We start from the raw sequence: 22008 nt of genomic DNA on the forward strand, positions 1-22008 counted from the left end.
GTGGAGAGAGTACGGTCGGCGGTGCTGGCACACTGCCGACTTTTTTACTTGAAGACGGCGACTTACATCATAGGCATCAATTTTGGTTACGGGTTAAGTTATTCTATCAGGTTTTGTACTTCATTGATCAGCCGCGGCAGCCTTTGCCGTGTACCACAATCTGGCCATCCAGCACATCGTAGTGCGCTTCAATCGCCTTGCAGATAATATCGAGGGTTTCCGTCAGCGGCCGGTTTGTCAGCGAGGCCGTCAGCGGGCATCGGGACAACGTTTCCCGGTCGTATACGATCTGAATCCCGTACGTCAATTGAATCTGCTTAAACACCTCATCGAGGGGCGTGTCACTGAACTCAAATCCGGCAACTGCGATTTCCGGACGAGGCAGGACAGGTTCAGCCGCTTTTTCGCGCACCAGGTTGGCATCCCGGCGGCGAAAAACAGCCTGCTGATTGGGCATGAGTACCAGCGCGTTCGGCCGGTCCGTATTATCCGCTCCATGAAAAACAGACACTTTTCCGGATTTGACCGCTACCGTAACATCGTTTTCAGAAGTCTTGACAATGAAGCTGGTCCCCAGTACGCGGGTCGTCAACTCATTAGAATATACGTAGAAAGGACGGGCGGGATTTTTGATTACATCAAAGATCGCCTCCCCGTCCAGGAAGACTTCACGCCTCTTCCCGCCGAAGGACGGATTGAAGCTGATCTTCGCTTCCGACTTCAGCACGACCGTGCTGCCGTCCGGCAATTTGACCAATAGTGGCTGGTGTGTTGTGTTGACGTGTTCGATCAGGGAAGCAGATTGTGCCCGGGTAAGCGCCTGGTAAGTAGACACTCGGGTGTCTGCCGACTGCCAGCAGTAAAACTGGTAGCTGCCGTATCCGACGAGCAGGGTCATGGCTGCAGCAGCAGCCCAGCGCCCGATGGCAAACCGGTGTTGACGACGCGGGCGGGCAGCTGAAACGAGCACTTCCACTTCCTCATCCGTCAGTTCCCGAACCGGACGAACCTGCAGGGAATTGAGCAACCGGATGGCTTCGTCGACTACTTCCCGCTTATGGGGGTGCGTAGCGAGCCAATGCTCCCACTCCAGGGTCTCGTCGTCGATAACGCCCCTGGCCCACTTCAGAAAGGAATCATCCGCAAGGAAATCTTCTATGGTTTCGTAGACGGTATAATTTTTCATCGATGGAATAGCATTTTCTGGTTGCCTCTTTGACGTATTATTCCGGATTTGGTTTGATCTACTGGTTTCCTGACAAAAAAATCTTCAAAAAAGAGAACAAACCCATCCAGTCAGTGCATGAATCACTGATAATCAATTATTTGCATCAACTAAAATCAGCTGAAAATTTCCCGGATCAGGAAAAGGAAAGAAAGTACCCACTCGCCCTGCCAGCTCCGGCGGAGGCGCAGAATGGATTCATGGAGGAGGTTGTAGACCGACTGCCGGTTCATGGTCATGATACGACTAATGTCGTCATGAGATAGTCCTTCGTAGAAACGCAGGTACAGGATTTCTTTCTGGCGTTTCGGCAGGGCGTTGAGCAGCTGCTCGAGTTTGCGGTGGGTTTCGTCGGCGAGCTGGCGATCGATCAACTGCCGTTCAATGGAAAACTCCACCTCGAAATTGTCTTCCAGGTCGGCGCCCCGGATCCATTTGCTTTGTTCCCGGAAGATCCGGAGACGAATGGCTTTGAAGAGATAGGCCTTGATGGAAGCCGGTTGACTGACGGTGGACCGGTGTTCCCACAGATCGAAGAAAATATCCTGAATGCAATCTTTGACAAAGTCCTCATCTGCCACAAGACGGCAGCCATACCGGAACAAAAGCCGCGAATAAACCCGCATAAGCGACGAATACGCATCTTCGTCACCCGCTCTGAAACGCGCCCAGAGGTCTTGTTCGGGATCGGAAAAATGCAATTCTGATGGGGTCATACGTTCCGGCAGTGATAGAGAAACTGTACAAAAGTATTTTTTTCTGGTATTAATCCCCTTCCCCCTTCCGAAAAAACCGGCAGGATGCAACGTTTTGTTAAAATTGTACAGGTCGAAGGAGGATACAGAAAATTTTGCTGGAAAGCGGGTCAATCCGCGGGCTGCTTTGTCAAATTACAATTAATTATACGATAAAAACAATTGTTTCCCGGGAATTAAAGTAATACACGTTGAAAGCGTTTGTTTTAGCGACGGAATTTGAATGATTGGTCGGTTGGGTAACTTTGTCCGTCCGCGAACCACTCTTCGCTCATCCCATCTTCGTGAAAAGAATCTGTTTAACCTTCACGGTTTTATTGTCTATTAGCTTTTCCAGTTATGCGCAGACGTATAACTATTCTCAAACTGGCACAAACGACCGGCCGGCAGGAACCGAGAACATAACCATCGGTAACGGGGCCGGTTTTATGATGGCCGCGGGGTCCTTCCTGAATGTACTGCGGGGAAGACAGGCCGGTATAAATGCCTGACATTTCAGCAATCTATTCCTATTGGTTACTGGGCCGGTGCCGGATTATGTTCCGGAGCGGGCCAGATAATTATCGGGGACAGCAGTTTTGCAGAAAATCCCCAAACCCTTACCTTTCCCAATACTATCGAACAAGTTGAGGAAACAGACTTCGCAGTCTTGAAAATACGGTAATCCTCGGCGACGACATTCTGAATACCGGAAGTTCATGGCAGTCCGGATCCAATATCCTGGTTGGCTCCTGCGTCGGCCAGAAACAGACCCCTACGGATCAAAGCATGATAGGCAACGCAGTACTTGGCGCCTATGCTGCGTCCATACCGAGCGACAGCTACGGCACGTATGTCGGGTATGCTGCAGGAACCAATGGCGGATTGGAGTATCTGGATACCTACATCATGGCGGTAGGCGCCTGGGCAGGAGCAGGTGCCGACAACCGCAACAATACATACCTCGGAGCGAAAGCGGGTATGAATGCCAGTTCTTAGAAAGCGAGGACCTTATACTGGTCATTGAACGCGATTATAATTTTATCAGGCGGAGGCCACTATCATCAACTGGCGTGTCGCCTGAAAAACACGCAGAGACGAGCGAATACGTTTCTCGGCCATACGGCTTGAACTAAGTCGGAAATGAGCAGTCAGAATACGGTCGTTGGTTATCAGGCCCGCTGGAGAAGCTGGAAAAGGAACACGATTAGCTGCGTAAGTTGCAAGAGGATATCATTAGAACGATAGAAAAATAGTCAAAATAAAAGGGTTATCAGAGGGTTAACCCTTCACTTTGGTTCGTTGGTCGTTGTTTCAACCTGGTGCATCTCCTGACATATTTATATAGCAATGGACAAGATTCTTTTTTCCCGAAGAAAGGCTCTTCTATTAGATAATATAGCAGAACTCCTGCAGAATCCCGGGATATCCGAAAAGGAGAAAACGATGCTCGAAAGAGTCTTGGTCCTGCTTGATCACTATTCATTTGAGAATAGATTGCTCGTCAAAGGGTTGCTGTCACATACAGTTATTGACACCCTGGAACTACCCTATTCACTGGGAGATCTACTGATTAGATTCGATCATCAAATAACCTGACGACTGAACTTTACGCCTGCTTCCTTATCCTCCGCTTCAACTCCTCCCCTACCTTTTTTAATTCCCGCCACTTCGGGACCTGAAGAGAGTTGCCGTAACGTTTTCGTTTATCTATCTCAAACCAGAGTGCCTGACTCAGGTCATAGAAAATACTTACCACAGACATCGCAGCGATTTTCTTATATCTGATAAAATTTTTTCAAGATTTCGTTTTGATATCAGAAGATAATCACGCAGTATTGAAACCGAATTCCCCCTTGTCCAACTCTATTCGAGCATTCTAATGGCTCTACGCTTTACTCGTGCCATATCCGGCGTCCTCTGCGTATTTATCTCTACCTCATTTGCTTTTTCCCAGTCAGGAGACAAGAACTTTATTATCTCCAGAACCTACAAACGTGCTACTACCACTCCGGGAGGAAGCGGCTCTATTCTGGATGCAACGCAGGAAATCAGTTATCTCGACGGTTTAGGGCGACCTATGCAAGCCGTTTCCGCGCATGGTAGTCCGCAGCTTTCAGGCGGCACTCCTTCTGACCTGGTCACGCATACGGAATATGATAATTTCGGGCGCGTATCAAAAGTGTACCTTCCCGTTCCTAATCAGGGAAACGGCAACTTTTCAGGAAGCGCTGCGTCTGACGTTTTCGGTTACTATCAGAACGGATCTATATTCTGCGGAACGAGCACACGCGCCTATGCAGAAACCCAATATGAAGCTTCTCCCCTGAACCGTCCGACTCGAAAATACGCCCCCGGAACCGATCGCGCTGTAGAAATTACATATGGCGTTAATGGAGGCAATGAAGTCAAACAATACGACGTAAGCGGTGATAACCTAGTCAATAACAATGTGTATTATCAGGCTGGTGCCCTGAGTTACACGGAAACGAAAGATGAAAACGGAAACAGAACCCGGGAATACAAAGACAAGGGCGGTAAAGTAATTCTTAAACGTTCGTACCTTGATTCCGGACAGTTGGATACGTACTACGTTTATAACGATCTGGATCAGCTTAAATTCGTCCTTCAGCCAAAATTTCAGGACGATGCCAACACCGATCGGTATGCGTTCCGATACAGTTACAATGACCGCGGCCTTGTTCAGTCCAAATATGTCCCCGGAGGAGGAACAACTACCATGGAATACGACGGGCAGGATCGGTTGACTTACACAACGGATGGCCGTGGAAAGCGGATTTTTTATACTTATGATGGACTAAACCGTCCCACCGGTACCCGAGACCGAACCAATGGCGCGGATGAAGGGCTGACTGTTATTTCTTACGACAATTACAATTCCCGTCCAGGCGGGCATGATTTTGTCAATATCGGAAGCAATTATCCTGCCACCACTGCAGCGGCAACGGGGAAAATAACGGTGGAAGCACGCCGCGTACTGAAACCGGACGGCAATTATGACGCGTGGTTGTATACCACCACTTATTATAACGAGCGCTATCAGGTCATTCAGGTCGTTCGCGACCTCTATGATCTCGGAACAGGCGACGCGAGAGAACGAACCACCTATGACGTGCGATTTGACGGCCTTGTACTCAGAAAACGGGTGGATCAGAATACGCAAACCGGGAGTCATGCTGTCGAAACAACAATTACCTACGATCACAACGACCGTGTACTGAGCAGCAAATATACTATTTACAAAAATGGAAATTACCTGAAGGAGGCTGTCGTTGCAGCTTCCCGGTATAATCCGGTGGGTCAGCTGAAAAACCGCTACCTTCATTCGACAGGCAATGAGAGCTACCGGGAGCAATTGGATTATTGCTACAACGTACGGTCTTTCATCAAGAGCATTAACGGAAAGACGAGTGCTTCGGACAATTTTGGCCTTAATATCCGTTACGACGACGCCCGTGACGGAAACTACAACCAGTTTAACGGTAATATTTCCGAAATCTCCTGGCGTCAGGTGAATGGCTCATGGCCGGGCTTCCGTTTCAACTATGACCAGCTCAGCCGGATGACCAACTCCACTCCTTTTGACGGAAACAACCTGAGCGAAGCTGTAGCTTACGACAAAAACGGTAATATTACCTCTCTGCAGCGGTCCGGCAGCGGCGGCCAATGGGACAACCTCACGTATAGTTACTTCAAAAATGGGAATCAGGGGGATTTCAGCGGGAACCGACTGATGCGGGTGGAAGATGTCTCCGGAAACAGCAACGGATTCCAGAATGGAAACAACGGCAGTGACGATTACGACTACGACGGAAACGGAAACGCCACGAAAGACCTCAACAAAGGGTTGTCTTCCATCGAATATAACATCCTCAATCTCGTCCGAAAGGTCACGTTTGCCAACAATCCCGGAAAGTCCTACGAGTACCACTACGATGCATCAGGCACTAAAATCCGGTTGAACAACAGCGGTACCAACACCAAATATGCGGGCATTTTCGAGTACGATCAGAATAATTACGTAACCCGCATTGCAACAGAAGAAGGCCAGATCGCCGTTACCAGCAACGCTTCCAATTACGAATTCCAGTATTACCTGAAAGACCACCTCGGCAATGTACGCGTTGTCATCAACGAGGGCGGGTCTGTCGTGCAGGAAACGGAGTACTTCCCCTTTGGAATGCCCGTTGTGAGGACGCAGGGGGCGAATAAGTATTTGTATAACGGAAAAGAGCAGCAACCGGAGACGGGATATTTGGATTATGGGGCGAGGATGTATGATGGTGGGATCGGGAGGTGGTTTGTACCGGACGCAATGAGTGACACGTATTCGAATTTCACGTCTTACAATTATGTTTTTAATTCACCCCTCTCATGGGATGATCCTGACGGCAGATGCCCGACTTGTCCACAAGGAGACGAAGCGAGGGATGTTTATTCGCCAGGAGCAATTGTCTCGAATCAGTACGGTAGTTGGAAATGGACAGGGTCTGAGTGGGTAACGCTGGGGACTTTGGAAGTTCCTTCCGGGTCCCAAGTCATGGCCCCTGTTTCCGGAATACTAGAGTGGATTGACCAGGTTTTTAATGGCAATCGAACCTTTGGATTGAAGGAGGTAAATAGTGATGGAGTCCTTTCAAATAAACTCAAACCAATAACTGGACTGCCACCCGACGTTGGAGTCTCAAGAATTAGATCTGCTACAGAGCTAGCAGCTCTTGCGCGGCCGTCCGCCATTGCATTGACTCAGAGGGCATTAGAGCATGTTATCTCTCGACACTGGCCTACAAGCGCCGCTACGAACGCGGGAAAGTTTGCGCAAAACATTTCTGAAGATGGCCTGAAAGAAATGGTAGAAATTGCAAGAGCACAGGGTACGATCAGAGCTAATACACATGGACGCGCTGGTATAATTATTGAACATACCTTTGAGCATATCATTGGTATAAATATACAGGGAAGCTCGACGTCTAGCATAAGAATTATTGTTGGAGACAGCGGAAATCTCATAACTGCATTTCCTTTCTAATTTCTAAAAATCATGTTCGAGATAAGATATCAAATACTTTCTAAAAATTTCTCTTGTGGCGAACGCATTTCTCGGGAATCTCTCCACTATTATATGTTTTTGGGCAATATTCAGTTTCTCGGAGGTGATCGCCAAATCTCAATGAATTGGGAGTGGATACCGATATTTGATTTTGCGTATTGCGTTCGAGAAATTTCTCTCGCACTGAATAATCTGCAATTCGGAAATGAATATTTCGAATTTACGGAAAATTCTGAAATTATTACCTTCTCAAAAGACAATAGCATACTTACAATTAAAACATCTTTTTCTTCTGTCATACTCGAAGTCAAATTTGACGCCTTCAAGAGCGAAGTAGCCAATTTTTACAATAGTATTTACGAAAAAATTGAACTTGATCTAAAAATAAAATTATCCAGTATTTTATAATATAAATTACTCGCAGCTTAGACGATCAATATATGATTTTCGAATAACGGCACTAATTTGAGCCTATTAAATATTTTATGTTAACGTCATGACTTGCTCTGACGCTGCTTTAATACTGTCAATAGATTTAGCACTACTTGAATTCAAAAAGTAGTATTTTAGACATCAGAAACGTTTAAAACATGATCGGAAAATTAGTCACTAACGCCTTATTTCCTGTGGTATTCTTTTCCAATTCGCTTTTCGCCCAAATCTCCGGCCTCACCTACCGTGATAGCAACGGCAATGGCAAACGGGAAAACCATGTACCGGCGGAAACCATTCTTTCCGGAATAAACGTCAAAGCATTTGACGCGTCTGACGCATTGATTTCCCAAACACATTCCGACGCTACCGGCCGGTATACGCTCGACGTCCCTCACGGACAGTCCCTTCGGGTCGTGTTTGGCACCGGTGATGAAAAAGGCTCGCTTCCCCCTTCGCGCTATGTACGCAGCCCGGCGCGGAACATCGACTTTGGTCTGTACAATCCGGATCAGCATGCCTCCCCTAACCCCGTCGCTATCTGCCCTATCTACATCCTTGGCAAAGGAAACGATACCCTGACCGCCCTTTTGGCGATTGCTACAGAAACCGGGGAGCGAACGCCGTTGGCAACCGCTGCCCAGGTGGGAGCCCTCTGGGGTGTTGCCTATCACCGGCAGACTCGCCAGGTATATTCCGCTGCCTTTGCGAAGCGGCATGTCGGCTATGGGCCTCTGGGTACCGGGGGTATTTACAGGACCGACTGGAACACCCGGCAGACAACTCCCTGGCTAAACCTCAAAACCCTTGGCATTCCTACCGGCATAGACCGGCATAAGGATCTGACTGCGCATCCTTACGGTCAAAATGTCGACGCCGATATGATGAGCGATGTTGGAACCGTCAGCCTAGGCGGGATGGATATCCTGGATAATACATTGTTTGTTGCGAACCTGTCTGATCGGCAGGTATATGCTATCGCCCTGCCGAAAGATCCTTCCCGGCGTCCCGGAGCAGCAGATGTAAAAAGCTACTCCCTCCCCGATCCGGGATGGAAAGGAGGCGCTGTCCGGCCCTTTGCCATCAAAGCCTATCAGGGGAAATTATACGTAGGCGTCGTTTGCGACGCTGCCGAATCACAGCTTGCTGCCGACCTGAAAGCCGGCGTCTATGAATTAGACCCGATCTCCGGCAAATTCCGGTTGGTTGTGACGGTACCCCTCGCTTACTCCCGCGGAACGGTAACTCTGGCCTGGCACCCATGGACGAGCGATTTCACAAAAGCCCGCCAACCAAACGCTCCTTCTTCGGCACTGTATCCGCAACCCATCCTGTCCGCCATAGAATTTGACGCAGATGGCGGAATTATACTCGGACTCATGGACCGATTCGGGCATCAGGCGGGTACCGGCCAACCGGATCCAACCGGAGAAGCTGCTTTTTCCGCCATAGCCGCAGGAGATGTGCTCAAGGTATTTCTCTCCCGAAAAAACTATAAACTGGAAGCGAACGCCGTGGCAGGTGACCTCCGAAGCGCCGGCGCCGGAAACCGTCAGGGACCTGACGGAGGCGAGTTCTTTTTTGAAGACGGATTTGTTGCTTCCGACGGAAAAGTCATTCACGAAGAAACGGCGGCGGGCGGCCTCGCGTGGCTGCCCGGTACCGGTGAACTACTTGCTTCTGCTCATGAACCCGGATCAGACTTTAATAACAGCGGTATTAAGGCCTTTGGCAATCAAACCGGCAAGCGAACCCGTAGTTGGGCCTTTTATACAGATGGGCAAGCGGGGACATTTGGAAAAGCCAATGGGATAGGCGGTATCGCCTTGGTCTCTGAAGCCCCTCCGAAGGTCCTGCTCGGGCGTATATGGAACGATCAAAATCGAAACGGCAGTCAGGATGTCGGCGAAGACGGCTTCGAAAACCAGCTAATAGCACTAAACGTAAACGACAGGTTGTTCCAGCAGGCTCATACCGATGCGAATGGTTATTTTTCGTTTTCCGTCAGTCCGAGTTCAGTTTCTCCTGACTCAGTGTTATTCGAAATAATACTCCTGAGGGATGTTTCTCTCGAATTAACCAATCCGGCAAAATTTGAACAAGCTCCTGATCAATTTAAACTAAAAATACAAGCTGGCAATTCAGTTAAAAACTTCCATGAAATCGGTTTGGCTTTTAGTCGGCCATTCGGTGAGGAAGGTCGCCCATCTTTATTCAAAAGCTATCCGAATCCGTTTAGTCGTTTTTTACAATTTGAGATATTATCTGATAAACCCCTTTTAACCGTCACGCTTACTGACATTGCCGGCAGACAGATTGCACGTAAAGTTTCTTCCGGATTAAACGGCAAGCATGCTGGTTTTTTTGACCTACCATCCTTATCAAAAGGTTTCTATCTTATCAAACCTGACGATATAAGTATTCCCGCATTGAAAGTCGTTAAGGAATAATCATCCGAGCTCACATTAATTCGCGTGTCGATCTATGGCAAAGCTTTACAAGCACCCAATACAGGCTTTTCTTTTATTTTCCTCTATTCTTTGCTCCTTTCCAGTTTCAGGCCAGAAGACTGAAACTGACTCATTAAAAAAGAGTGCAAGAATCAGTTCTGCACAGAATTTCACTGGCCAGCCCTCTCTCATCCCCTCGTCTCCGCAAGCGGCATCTTTGGGAAAGTATGGCGACGTTCCTGTCTCTCATTACACGGGTGTACCCCCTATTTCGGCACCTATCTATGAGATTAAAAGCCGTGATCTTACTCTTCCTATTTCTGTGTCTTATCATGGTGGCGGTGTCCGTGTAGAAGAAGAGGCGTCGCAAGTCGGTCTCGGCTGGGCGCTCAACGCAGGCGGCGTTATCCGTCGACAAATTAGAGGCCGCGATGACCTGAAAAGTAACGGCTACACATGGAAAAGACTTTCGCAACTTGCTTACGCGGGGAACTCCGCCCTATGCTTTTTTCTGAACCAAGGCGATTATTCCATTTTTTTTGCAAACGGGGGAACAGAGATTGAGTCAATCCTTCAGAATATGACGACAATCTCGGGGTATGAACCAATAGTAGACGGAGAGCTGGATATTTTCACCTACAATATAGGCGGAATGGCCGGCCAATTTGTCATTATTCCTGATGGCAATGGCGGCTTTTCGGCGAAGTCTTTAAAGTCTGATGATATCCAAATTTCGATCCTTGGTACTCAACAATCTGACTGGAACTTCCAGCTGACACTGCCAAACGGCGTCGAGTATACCTTCGCCTTTAAGGAAAGACAGAAGGTCATTGATCCTGGCTTGAAACAAACCATGAAAATTCAGGACGCTGCATATGACACCAGCCCATATACAGGCACACCCGTTGAGCATATCGGAGCCTGGTATTTGACTAAGATCAAATCAAATATGACGCTGGAGGAGATCAATTTTCAATATAATTCGGGTGCCTATGTCAGGCAGCTTCCGACTGGTTCAGAAAACTATGAAATCGCTCCAGGAAATGCCTACACAAGTCATCCCACTTTTCGATGGAGCGTCTCCGAAGTTCTCTCAGAAGAAGTAACCTTGGAAGAAATAAATTTCACGAATGGAAAAGTAAAGTTCACAAGAAGTGGTCGAGAAGACAGACCCACCGGAAGCGTCAAACTCGACCAAATAGAGGTTTTGGCATCCAACGGGTCTACCGTACTAAAAGTATCATTCCAGTACGACTATTTCAGTAGCGGCAGTGGGTCTCCTTCATATGTATCCAAGCGATTGAAGCTTCTTTCCATTAAAGATATTACAGGAGGAACAGGACAACCTCCCTATAGCTTCGAATACTATGGTGGCTCAAACCTTCCGGACAAAAATTCTTATCAACAAGACTATTGGGGCTTCTACAACGGTGCAACTGGCAACGACACAAAAGGGACAATGATCCCCTCGGACCAGGTAATTCCCTCTGCTCAATATAAATTGCCAAGTGCTCTACAGGGCGGAGCAAATCGAACCGTGGATTCTGAAAAGGTCAAAGCGAATCAGCTTATTAAGGTAACCTATCCTACCGGTGGAAGCACGACGTACAATTGGGAATCAAACCTTGCCACGAATGCAACCCGTTACAGCGACCAAAATCCCGTCATATTGGTTACAGACTATCTTGGAAACTCTATAGAATTCAAAGGACCTGGCCTTCGCATTGCGAGTATCCAGAATTCTGATGGAAATGAAAAAACAACGTTTGAATACTTAGATCCGAGCACGGGGATAAAAACTGGCAAATTAATGAGTGGCCTTGCTTTTATCCAATGGTTTACTGGTTCTGGATTGGCATATTCTTCGTCATCCAAACATCCATTCAGTAGCAGCCCGCAGGGCAATTTGGTCGGTTATTCGTCTGTCGTCAGTTACAAAGGATCCAGTCGTCTTTCCAACGGCTATACTGTTTTTCGCTTTGACAATAAAGTAGAACAATCTAATGTATCTAGTTTTTGTCTATACAGTGCAGATGGCATTTCTTGCAACCAGACATTTCTCGAGTCTGCGGGTAGTTTTTATTGTGATCCTTATTCTAGTCCGATAAATAACCACATAAGTATCTCAGAACCTAGCATGCCAAATGTGGTTTATCTGCCCAATGGTAATCAGCTCGAAGAAACGTATTATAATTCAGATAATCGGCCGGTCAAAAGTACTATAAATACCTATGAGCTGGCTGACAATTCAACGATACCTAGTTATCGCGTAAAAAAATACTATCGAACATTGGCGTCATCTCCGCAATACTATGGGCTAGTTTATCGAATTCAAACTGGGTGGACCAAACTGAAAGAATCAAAAGAGATTACTTATGAAGGAAATTCAGATAACCCATTGTCAATAGTTACAGAGTATGTATATCATCCAACATACAAGCAACTAATAAAGGCTACAAAGACTGACAGTAAAACAGGGCCGAATAAAGTAAATGTAAATGGTGCGAGCTTGTGGGATCGTCAAATTGAAACGAGTTACAAATATTCATTTGACTTTAACGATAATAGCGCCGTCATAACGATGCCTCAGAAGAATATTATAGCAATCCCTATAGAGACCGCCGTAGCCGTTGTCACTACCAATGGAACTTCCATCATATCCACTCCTACAAGTTGGAAAAAAATAAGCTATAATTACGATGGTTCTAGATTTATGCCCGCAAAAATTGAATCAAAAATTGGCACGGGTAGCGTCTATACTGAAACTACCTATCTCAATTACGATGGCAGAGGGAATTTACTATATTTTGTAAATAGGGAAGGCATTCCAACTTGGATTGACTATTACGGGGTATCCGATTTAGGCAAAACGGATCTAGTAAAAAAAATAACAATTGGCATAACATCCTCTTTATCCCGATCTGAGGATTGGGACTATAAGCCTCTTGTCGGCCTATCTTCTTCAAGAGACTATAATGGACGAATGCTGTTTTACTTATACGACGGGTTTAATCGTCTGTCTGAAATCCGCGAAAACTCAACTTCTGGAAATCTCATAAAAAGTTTTAGTTATAATTACACAAACCAAACCGGCCAAAACTACACCGGCATCAACGTCGCCCCCGGCGTCGTCGCACCTTCCAACCCCTCTCTCACCGGTGGTTCGGGCTGCTCCGCTCCGACTCCGAGTATCAGCGCCTCCAGCACTTCCTATACTTCCGGAGGACCTGCAGTGTCACTTTCGGTCAATAACTGTACCGGCGGCAGCGTTTCCTGGAATACCAACCAGACCAGCAATTCGATCAGTGTTACTCCATCCTCGCCGACGACATACACTGCCCGCTGCACCGTCGGTTCCTGTTACAGTGAGCAATCCATCTATATTTCAACCGGCTCCACCTCCGGGGGTACGAGTCTGGTTTCCGGATCTTGCTACCGCATTAAATTGAAGTCCGCTGGCACGGGGAATGCCTATCTCCAGGCACTCAGCGATAATACTGTTGAACGCCGCGCAGCTTCCGGAGCGAATGACCAAATCTGGAAGGTAGAGTCCGTTGGCACTAATCAATACAAGTTTACCGTCCAGGACAATACCTCCCGGGTTACGACTATAACCTCCCAGGGTATGGGAACAAGAATTACCTTATCTCCTTATTCATCCAGCTCTCTTCAAGCCTGGAGTTTACAGAGCAACAGCAGCAACGATTATCGCATATACACCTCCAACGGCACAACCTGGGACGTCGATAATTACGGCAATGGTGTTTTCCTTCAACTGTGGGGAAGTACCTCGGAGCCGGAGTATACTTACCGTCAGTTCAATTTCGAGTCGGTAGGTTGCCCCGGCAGCTCCAGTGGTGGAAATAGTGTTACCTGTTCGGGAATGACCTTTACGGACGGTCAACTACTTGGTGTCGCGAATGGCCGGAATGTTTACGTCCGGGTCATCAATGGGTGTCTCTATATTACAGCAGGAGATGCAGGCCCTGCAGATGCCCCCATGGCACTCGACTGGCTTTACATCCTGATCAACAATAGCGGATGGGCGAGCAATGTTCCGCACTTTACTTCTGCCACCGCGACCTCCTGCTTCAAGCAACCGGGAGACACATGCAGTGGCACCGGTACCGTGAGTTGTCCGCAGCCCAGCATTTCTGTAAACCCTACAGCCATCAACTCAGGTGGACAGGCTACTCTCCAGACAAGCAGCGCCTGCTCAGGCGGCGTAATCGAATGGCGTATTCAGGGAGGTGGCTCAATTGGACAGGGGGCTTCTTTTAGTGTTTCTCCGACAACCTCCACATCGTATGTCGCGGTCTGTAAAGTAGGCTCATGTACGAGCGCTGCCTCCGGGGCCGTCACGGTCACGGTCAACAATACAGGTGGTGGAAATTCAGTCACCTGCTCCGGCATCACCTTCACCGACGGACAGCTTCTCGGTACAGGAAACGGCAGAAACATCTATGTACGTGTCATCAACGGCTGTCTATACATTACGGCAGGAGACGCAGGGCCGACGGACGCACCCTGGGCGTTGGATTGGCTCTACATCCTTATTAACAACGGCGGATGGGCGGCCAACGTCACGCAATTCAATTCGACTGTTGCCACCTCCTGCTTCAAACAGCCCACAGAAACTTGTTCCGGCACAACCACTTGCCCGGCTCCAACGATTTCGGCAAGTACGACCTCCATCAACGCAAACGATCCTGTCACCCTTCAAACCAGCAGTAGTTGCCCTGGTGGAACGATCGAATGGCGGATTTCGGGAGGCAATGTGGTTGGGTCAGGAACGTCTCTCGTCGTAAACCCAGCTTCTTCCACCAGCTATGTCGCTGTCTGCAAAATCGGTTCCTGCACGAGCGCCAATTCCAATACGGTGAACATTACAGTTAACTCCTCCGGCTGTACTGCCCAACTTCCAGACTACTGTTGGAATCAAACCATTCCCGCTAACTATTTCCACTTCAAGTCGGCACCGCCGACTGCAACGATTGCGGGCCCGTATTGGTCCCTCAGCACCGGTAACCCGCCATTCTACGGAAATGCCTGGTATCTCCAGGCAGGAGACCCAAACAGTGTGATTTATCCTCCTGGTACGAATGACATCAATTTGCCAGTGAACGACTATCGAATCGACGTGTCGTCCGAAACTACTAAAACTGCCAAGCTATATTTCAACGGTGTATTGAAATGGTCTCAGCAGTTTTCTGGCAGCGCACAACTTCATCCGACTTGCTGGGGAGAGCTCCAAAGCGGTACGCGGGTTTATTTCGTGGTGGAATAAGTTAGGCACACTAAAGTAAAAAAGGACGCAGGCGTCGCCTGCGTCCTTTTTTACTTTAAGAAATCCAACCCTCACTTCCCAACCCTCCTCACCAACCACTCCCCTACCTTTTTCCCCTGCTCCGTCCCTCGTTCGCACGAAAACCGGTAGTGAATACCACCGTAAAGCCGGCTCAGGCCTGCTTCTTTTGCTGCCTGGAGAAACGAAGTAAAGCTGCGGTCGCCGTGGCCGTACTCCAGCTCGGTTTTGTCGTGAAAGGCGTAGTTATCACCGAAAAGTGTTGTCAATACCATTGCCGCTGACGCGGAGATGACGCTATGCCCGGAGGTATATTCCGGAAACGGGGGCGTCTGGAGGTACGACTCCCACCGGGGATTGATGAACTTATTAATCACCGTAACCGGGCGAAGGTACTCGCTCCGGTACTTTTCGTCCCAGCAACTGATGAAGCCGTCGAGTAAGGCCGAAGCCGTCAATGCGTAAGCCCTGGCCGACTTCTCCCAATCCGCATTCGTTTCCTTCGCTACCTGACTGGCAATCGCCATCCAATGGCCGCCGGGTGTCATTTTCTTCCGGCCGATCATCAGGTGACCGGAATGCTGGGAAACAAACGGGTTATCGTCCCAGAACCGGGCAATACTCTTCAGCGAATCTGTCAGGTGATTGACGGTCTCGTATACATTGGTCAGTTCTTTCCAGTACGCGCTGTTCTTGTCTTTGCTGCTATAAGGATAGGGCCGCTCCGGTTTGAACTGGCTGGCGGAGTCCATCCCGACAGGCCGGATCATGCCCCAATACGGCTCGACAGCATCAGAATAATCGGGCGGCGTGGGCAACCACTTGTCTTCGATGTATTGCTTGATGCTGTACCGCTCCATGCCACGCGTCTCTTTGTAGCGGTCCTTGCCGGCACGTTCCATGATTTTTTTGCCGACTGCTTCACCAAACGCTACCGAACGGTCGTACAGCTCGTCTGCCGCCCCACCCCGCAGCGACGCCAATGTCGCCGCCTCGAAGCGCCGCACGGTATCTTTCGAGAAGGTTAGTTTTTCTGCCACAAAACAGAACGCCCGGACACCCGCCACCTGGTAGAGATAGTCCTTGCCGGCCTCGGGCTTCGGCATATCCGGAAATCCGTTCAGCCTGGCTGTGAGCGACTGACTCGATGCGTTCTGAAAACGCCCGGCTTCGTACGCGGCAAGCGAGGTATAGGTGTATATGCGGCTGGCCACAGGCGGCGTAAAAATGTCATATACGATGACGTCTGTCAGTTTTTTAACACAGGCGTGGATACTCTCCGGACCGGTGACGGCCACCTCGGTTTTCTTTTGAGGTTGGCAGGAAACGAGGGCCAGGCAACCGGCCGCCACCAGCCATACCATACTTTTTTTCATTGAACGTCAGGTTTACAGGGTTACTTTCCGGGAGGTCCCTTTCCCGGAGAAAAATTCAACTGCCCGCACCCCGCCCGATACGAGCGTCATGGGCGCGGATTGCGAATAAAAAGAAGGACTGTTTTCGACCCGCCGCCGGCTGCCGTCGGCAAAGGTCAGGACGGCCGACTGCTCCCCCGGGGCAAACCGGACGGCCTTCGCGGCTCCCGCCAGCTTGAAACAGAGCAGTTTTCCGAGGTTCTGCGACGCCGCGACACAATACCGGCCCTGCGCATCCGTAAACCGGACCAGCCCCTTGGCATCTCCCGGAATCCAGATACCACTCTGCGGAAGCGACACGGCGATAAACTGCCCTTTCCCGTCACCCGTCAGCAGCAGGCCGTTCATGGCGTCATACCGCCCGACGAGCAATTCGTTTCCGAAGTCGTTCCCCGCCAATAGGATATCCAGCTTTCCATCTCCGTTAAAATCGTCGGTAATCATCCCGTTGACCGGCGCAAACTGGGCTTGTACCGGCAAAGGCGTTACGGTAAACGTGCCGTCGCCGTTATTCCGTACAAAGCTGGTTTGCAGGTAGTTGGCATGCAACTCCAGCATATCTTTCCGCTCTTCGGGTGTGAGGAGCTTGTCGACCGTCAACCCTGCGTATGTCTTATAATTCGGCGCTTTGGCGCGGGTTCCGATCATCTGTTTGACCATGTCGTCCCGGACATGATAGGGATACTCCAGGTAGTTGCCGTTTTCCTTTTCGCGGTAAAACACCGTCGGAACTACGTCATAGCTGCCATTCCCATCGAAATCCTTGGCATACAGGCCAATCGGACGGGCATCCGACGCCCGGAGCAGGGAATTAAGACCCAGGTTTCCGGCGATATAATCCATATCTCCGTCGTTGTCGAAATCACCGGCGGTCAGCGAGTTCCAGCAACCTGCATATTTTTCCAGTCCGGTTTTGTCAGATTTGGTAAAAACGCCCTTTTTATTCTGGAAAAGCGTCAGCGGCATGAACTCCCCGGCCAGAAGCAGTTCGGGCCAGCCGTCCTGATCGGTATCGGTCCAGACGGCGTCGCATACCATGCCGGGGCGCACGAGCGCAGGCGCTATTTTCGCCGTTACATCGGTAAACTTTACCTGCCCGCCTTTGGAGTCATTCCGCAGCAGTTTACTTGCCGAAGGGCGCGGGTACTGTTCCGGAACGACTCTTCCCCCGACAAAAAGATCAAGATCTCCGTCCCGGTCAAAATCTCCGGCTTTCACACACGACCCGCTCTCGGTTTCTGTCGGAACCGCCAAAGGATCAAGGGTAAACTGCCCTTTTCCGTCGTTCCGGTAAAACCGGTCCTGAAAAGCGGGCGCGCCTTCTTTCCCTTCATATCCACCGCTGACGACATAGAGATCCAGGTCTCCGTCGCCGTCGGCGTCAAAAAGAAGCGAACCGGCGTCTTCCGATATTTTTGCCTCCCCGATGGGGTCGGCAGTAAGCTCCTGCCGATCGAATCCGCCGCCCTTTTTCTGGAGGAGAAACACGCCGCGCTCCCGGCGCGAGCCGCCCAGAAAGAAATCGTCGAGCCCGTCGCCGTTTACATCCCCCACGGCAATGGACGGACCATACTGGGAAAGTTTATGCGGAATGGTTTTCTGGACGTTGAAATCGATGTAATCCCGCTCGGTATGCCGGTAGGGTAAACTATCGGTGACGGCAGCAAAGAGGGGTGCTACTTCTTTTTCCGGAAAACGGATTTCCCGGGCCTGTCGGATGTCTGCCGTGAGTACCTGATCCGCCGATACGTCGCGCAACTCCTGGCTGCGGCCGTTAGGCCAGGTGATGAGCACGGAGGCGATCTTTGTTTCCTTTCCTAGACCGAAATGCGCCGCGGCTTCGACGGTCGAAAGGTATCCGCGGTAAATCGTATGCTCATAGACCTGGTGCTCATTTTGCCCATACCGGATTTCCACCTTCGCACCCAGGCCCATCGGGTTCTGTCCTTCGCCGCGGAATTTCACCCGCAGAAAATGACTATCCTTCGCGCCGCTCTCAATCAGGTTGTTGCGGTAGACGAAAGCTGAATCGTTGATGTTACTCACGATCCAGTCGAGGTCTCCGTCGTTGTCGAGATCCCCATAAGAAGCGCCGGAAGAAAAACTCGATTCCTTCATCCCCCACTCCTGCGCCTTATTGGAAAACGTCAGGTCGCGGTTGTTATGAAAGGCATAATGCCGCAGCTTCACCTGCGGGATCATCTCCATCAGTTGGGTCGAGGAAGCGACGGAACCTACGTCACCGCGGTAGGCGACAAAATCATGATCGGTAATGTCTTTCGGATACCCGTTCGTAACGATAATATCCCGGTATCCGTCCTGATCAAAATCGGCTACCAGCGGCGCCCAGCTCCAGTCGGTCTCCGCGATTCCGGCCAATAAGGCGATTTCGGAGAAAACGGGACGCTTCCGGTCCGGCGTTTCCGGAATCAGCCCCTGGTTCAGCTGAAGGGTATTCCGGACATATTGATACTGATAATGAAAGAGTTCGTTGTTGATGTATGTCTGATAGCTCAGCGGATTGAGGAACATTTTCTTCCGGTAGTTGTCTTCCGGAAGCATATCAAGGGCGATGATATCGGGCAATCCATCGTTGTTGATGTCCGAAATATCGTTGCCCATCGCTGAGCTGGAGGTATGCTTGAGGTAGTCAGCCGAGCGGTCGGTAAACGTACCGTTGCGGTTGTTAATCCAGAGCAGGTCGTTGGTGAGGTAGTCGTTCGTCACATATACATCTTTCCAGCCATCCTGGTTGATGTCGCAGACGTTGATTCCCAGTCCGTACCCTTCTATGGTGATACCGGCTTCTTTCGAAACATTGGCAAAAACCGGGTGTTTTAAAGCCGGGTCTACGCCGTTATTTCTGTACAGACGGTCTGTTTTGGGGGAAGATCCGTCTCTGATCTTTTCATGGAAATTATTCGGATGCCGCTCGGGCTCCATTTCATTGGTGAGGACGTAGAGATCGAGGTCTCCGTCATTATCGTAATCAAAAAAGACGGCGTTGGTGGAATGTCCGTTGTCAGCGATGCCATATTCACGGGCCATTTCCCGGAAGACCGGCGTTCCGCCTGGTTGACATCCCTGGTTGACATAGAGGAGGTTTTCGCGCCGTTCGGGACTTTTACTGACGGTCGCGCAGACGTAGAGGTCCTGCCAGCCGTCTGCATTGATGTCTACTACGGCGACGCCGGAGCACCATTTTCCTTTGCCTTCAACCGCTGCCGCAGCAGTCACGTCCTCAAACTTCATCTCCTTCCTATTGAGGTAGAGGCGGTTTGGCACCTGGTTCCCTGTGAAGTATACGTCCTGCCAGCCGTCGTTGTTAAAATCCCCGAGGGCTACTCCGCTGCCATTGTACGTGTACTCAAAATCCAGTACGTTGATCGAATCGTTTTCCGCAATCCGGTTGGCGAAGGTGATACCGGTATCCGCCGCGGGAAGGGACTGGAACAGGGTCTGGTCGCACGAAGACAACAGGGCAAGCAGTGACAGAAAGCCTGCAGCGGCTCCGAGTCGTTTCATCATGTATCAGGTTATATTCTGTCAACAATATACAGACCCCGCACCCGGTTCGGGTACGGGGTCTGCAAAAAATTTCGGCTATCAGTAACCCGGATTCTGCTTGAGGACATCCTTGCCCTGGAGGTCAATCTGACCCTGCGGAATCGGTGAGTGTTCGTGTTTGCCGGCTGTAAACTTGGCCCCGCCCAGCGCTCCGGAGAGCTTCGTGCCTTCGTAGGTCAGGTAGGCGTTGACGTCCGTTCCGACGGTTTTCCAGCGAACGAGGTCAAAGAACCGGTGGCCTTCGCCGGAAAGTTCGAGTTTCCGTTCGAAACGCACAGCCGCACGTGCAGCGGCCTTGTCGGTCCAGGCCGCGTCATAGGTACCAATGACGTATTTTGCAGCCGGGTCTCCGGAAGACCGCTTGACGAAGCCATCAGCATTAGCCGCACGCTTGCGGACCATGTTGACGTAGCTCTGAGCTGTTGCCAGCGAACCTACTTCCACTTCTGCCTCTGCAGCCATCAGCAACACATCGGCAAAGCGGATCACCGTATAGTTAATCGCTGTGTAACCGGGCGTCCAGGAGCTGTTGTCCTGCAGCGAGCCTACATCAGACTTGTAGTACATGTACTTTTTCGGGGAATACGGACCGCCGTTGGCCTGGTTCCGGATCCAGTCTTTTCCGGGAAAATCCTGCCAGTCAAGGAAGGGAATACCCCGGCGGCCGATGGAGTGGTCGAGGCGGGGGTCGACGTTTCCGGCATCAGGGGTAAATGGCTGCTTTGATTCAAGTCCCATGTCAGTCTTCAGCTCGTTAGCCGTCTGGTTATAGCTGCCATCGAGCAAAGGCAGACCTTTCGCATCCGTCCGGAAAGAATTACCCAATTCGAAGCTCGGCTGAAAGAATCCGCAACAGTTCCCGGGACCGTTTGCTCCCGTGTTATAGGGAAAGTTGAGGTCAAATTCCGGGTTGGCATTATTTACACTACCGGTATTGACAGCGGCCTGAAAAGCCCACACAGATTCTTCGTTATTATCATTCGAAGCTTTGAAGATATCCGCGTATTTGGGCACCAAAGCATATTTCTTTCCATTACTGGTTTGTCCCTTTGCGATGATAAGATCATAAAGCGCCTTGGCTTCGGCAAACTTAGACTGATACATATACACCTTCGCTAAATAGGCTGCTGCGGCCCATTTGTTGACCCGACCAACCTGGCTCTGTGTTTCCGGGAGATTGTCGTAAGCGAACTTGAAATCAGCTTCGATTTTTGGCCAGAGATCAGCGTCATTGGTCACTTTCTCAATCCCGGCTTGATAATCCACCGTTTCGTCAACATAGGGTGTCTTATCAAACTCACGCTTCAGCTCAAAATAAAAGTGCCCGCGCAGGAATCGTGTTTCGGAGGAAATCCGCTTCTGGTCCTCGGCAGGAATAGCTGATCCCGCCTTTGCCATCGTTCTCAATACGCCATTGGATCGCGCAACCCCCTCGTACAATCCATTCCATTTATCGGAAACAACCCCACTGGTGGGCAATGTCTCGAATCGTTGAATAGGATTAATATCGCTGTAGTCGCCCGGGTCAGTCCCTTTGTTTGCGTCGCCCCCCCGAATGCTTCCCCATACCCAGTTCGAAGGGCTTGCCATCCGGTTGCCCCGGCCGTTTACCTGAGCGTATGTCGCTATCAATAATCCATCCAGCGACTTTGTCGTCAGCAATTGTGACTCCTGAAGTGACCCGGTTACTGGTACCTCCAGAAATTTATCCTTACAGGATAAAACTGTTAACGCTCCCGTGAAGACGAGAACAGTTATCAGGATTTGTTGTTTTGCTCTATTTCTCATTGTATGGTCTCGATCAGAATG

General features: G+C 49.9%; 9 protein-coding genes. 4 read left to right on the top strand and 5 right to left on the bottom strand.

Translation table 11 applies throughout. The features are described 5' to 3' along the window. Nucleotides 1-127: 127 nt before the first annotated feature. Nucleotides 128-1186 (bottom strand): FecR family protein, encoded by a 1059-nt coding sequence (locus BLR09_RS03685; RefSeq protein ID WP_093197969.1) that lies wholly within the window; start codon nt 1184-1186, stop codon nt 128-130. Nucleotides 1187-1341: 155 nt separating this feature from the next. After that, nucleotides 1342-1941: an RNA polymerase sigma factor gene (locus tag BLR09_RS03690; RefSeq protein ID WP_143011012.1), complete on the bottom strand. Its 600-nt coding sequence runs from the start codon at nt 1939-1941 to the stop codon at nt 1342-1344. A gap of 807 nt (nt 1942-2748) precedes the next feature. On the opposite strand from BLR09_RS03690, the gene BLR09_RS03695 reads away from it, so the two are divergent. The 4 genes from BLR09_RS03695 (at nt 2749) to BLR09_RS03720 (ending at nt 15199) form a co-directional block, all read left to right on the top strand. Further along, nucleotides 2749-2958, top strand: coding sequence for a hypothetical protein (locus BLR09_RS03695; protein WP_093197974.1), 210 nt, complete (start codon nt 2749-2751; stop codon nt 2956-2958). A gap of 883 nt (nt 2959-3841) precedes the next feature. Continuing rightward, complete coding sequence (locus BLR09_RS03705) at nt 3842-7009, top strand: DUF6443 domain-containing protein (RefSeq protein ID WP_093197979.1); 3168 nt, start codon at nt 3842-3844, stop codon at nt 7007-7009. Between the two features lie 611 nt (nt 7010-7620). Next, nucleotides 7621-9912 (top strand): SdrD B-like domain-containing protein, encoded by a 2292-nt coding sequence (locus BLR09_RS03715; protein WP_093197984.1) that lies wholly within the window; start codon nt 7621-7623, stop codon nt 9910-9912. 34 nt (nt 9913-9946) lie between these two features. Next, complete coding sequence (locus tag BLR09_RS03720) at nt 9947-15199, top strand: Ig-like domain-containing protein (protein ID WP_143011013.1); 5253 nt, start codon at nt 9947-9949, stop codon at nt 15197-15199. 71 nt (nt 15200-15270) lie between these two features. On the opposite strand, the gene BLR09_RS03725 is transcribed toward BLR09_RS03720, so the two are convergent. The 3 genes from BLR09_RS03725 to BLR09_RS03735 all read right to left on the bottom strand — a co-directional run bounded on the left by BLR09_RS03725 (nt 15271) and on the right by BLR09_RS03735 (nt 21987). Continuing rightward, nucleotides 15271-16593, bottom strand: coding sequence for a vanadium-dependent haloperoxidase (locus BLR09_RS03725; protein WP_093197989.1), 1323 nt, complete (start codon nt 16591-16593; stop codon nt 15271-15273). 12 nt (nt 16594-16605) lie between these two features. Further along, nucleotides 16606-20160, bottom strand: a complete 3555-nt coding sequence (locus BLR09_RS03730; protein WP_093197992.1) for a VCBS repeat-containing protein — start codon at nt 20158-20160, stop codon at nt 16606-16608. Nucleotides 20161-20238: 78 nt separating this feature from the next. Then, entirely contained in the window at nt 20239-21987 is a 1749-nt protein-coding gene (locus BLR09_RS03735; protein ID WP_093197995.1) for a RagB/SusD family nutrient uptake outer membrane protein, read from the bottom strand. Nucleotides 21988-22008: the final 21 nt, after the last annotated feature.

The organism is Siphonobacter aquaeclarae (assembly GCF_900103285.1).
In the GTDB taxonomy this organism is placed as follows: Bacteria; Bacteroidota; Bacteroidia; order Cytophagales; family Spirosomataceae; genus Siphonobacter; species Siphonobacter aquaeclarae.

What these genes read in the sequence shown, in the direction of transcription:
- BLR09_RS03695 (WP_093197974.1), top strand. Translation starts at nt 2,749, where the DNA reads ATGATAGGCAACGCAGTACTTGGCGCCTATGCTGCGTCCATACCGAGC.
- BLR09_RS03730 (WP_093197992.1), bottom strand. Translation starts at nt 20,160, where the DNA reads ATGATGAAACGACTCGGAGCCGCTGCAGGCTTTCTGTCACTGCTTGCC.
- BLR09_RS03705 (WP_093197979.1), top strand. Translation starts at nt 3,842, where the DNA reads ATGGCTCTACGCTTTACTCGTGCCATATCCGGCGTCCTCTGCGTATTT.
- BLR09_RS03690 (WP_143011012.1), bottom strand. Translation starts at nt 1,941, where the DNA reads ATGACCCCATCAGAATTGCATTTTTCCGATCCCGAACAAGACCTCTGG.
- BLR09_RS03720 (WP_143011013.1), top strand. Translation starts at nt 9,947, where the DNA reads ATGGCAAAGCTTTACAAGCACCCAATACAGGCTTTTCTTTTATTTTCC.
- BLR09_RS03715 (WP_093197984.1), top strand. Translation starts at nt 7,621, where the DNA reads ATGATCGGAAAATTAGTCACTAACGCCTTATTTCCTGTGGTATTCTTT.
- BLR09_RS03685 (WP_093197969.1), bottom strand. Translation starts at nt 1,186, where the DNA reads ATGAAAAATTATACCGTCTACGAAACCATAGAAGATTTCCTTGCGGAT.
- BLR09_RS03735 (WP_093197995.1), bottom strand. Translation starts at nt 21,987, where the DNA reads ATGAGAAATAGAGCAAAACAACAAATCCTGATAACTGTTCTCGTCTTC.
- BLR09_RS03725 (WP_093197989.1), bottom strand. Translation starts at nt 16,593, where the DNA reads ATGAAAAAAAGTATGGTATGGCTGGTGGCGGCCGGTTGCCTGGCCCTC.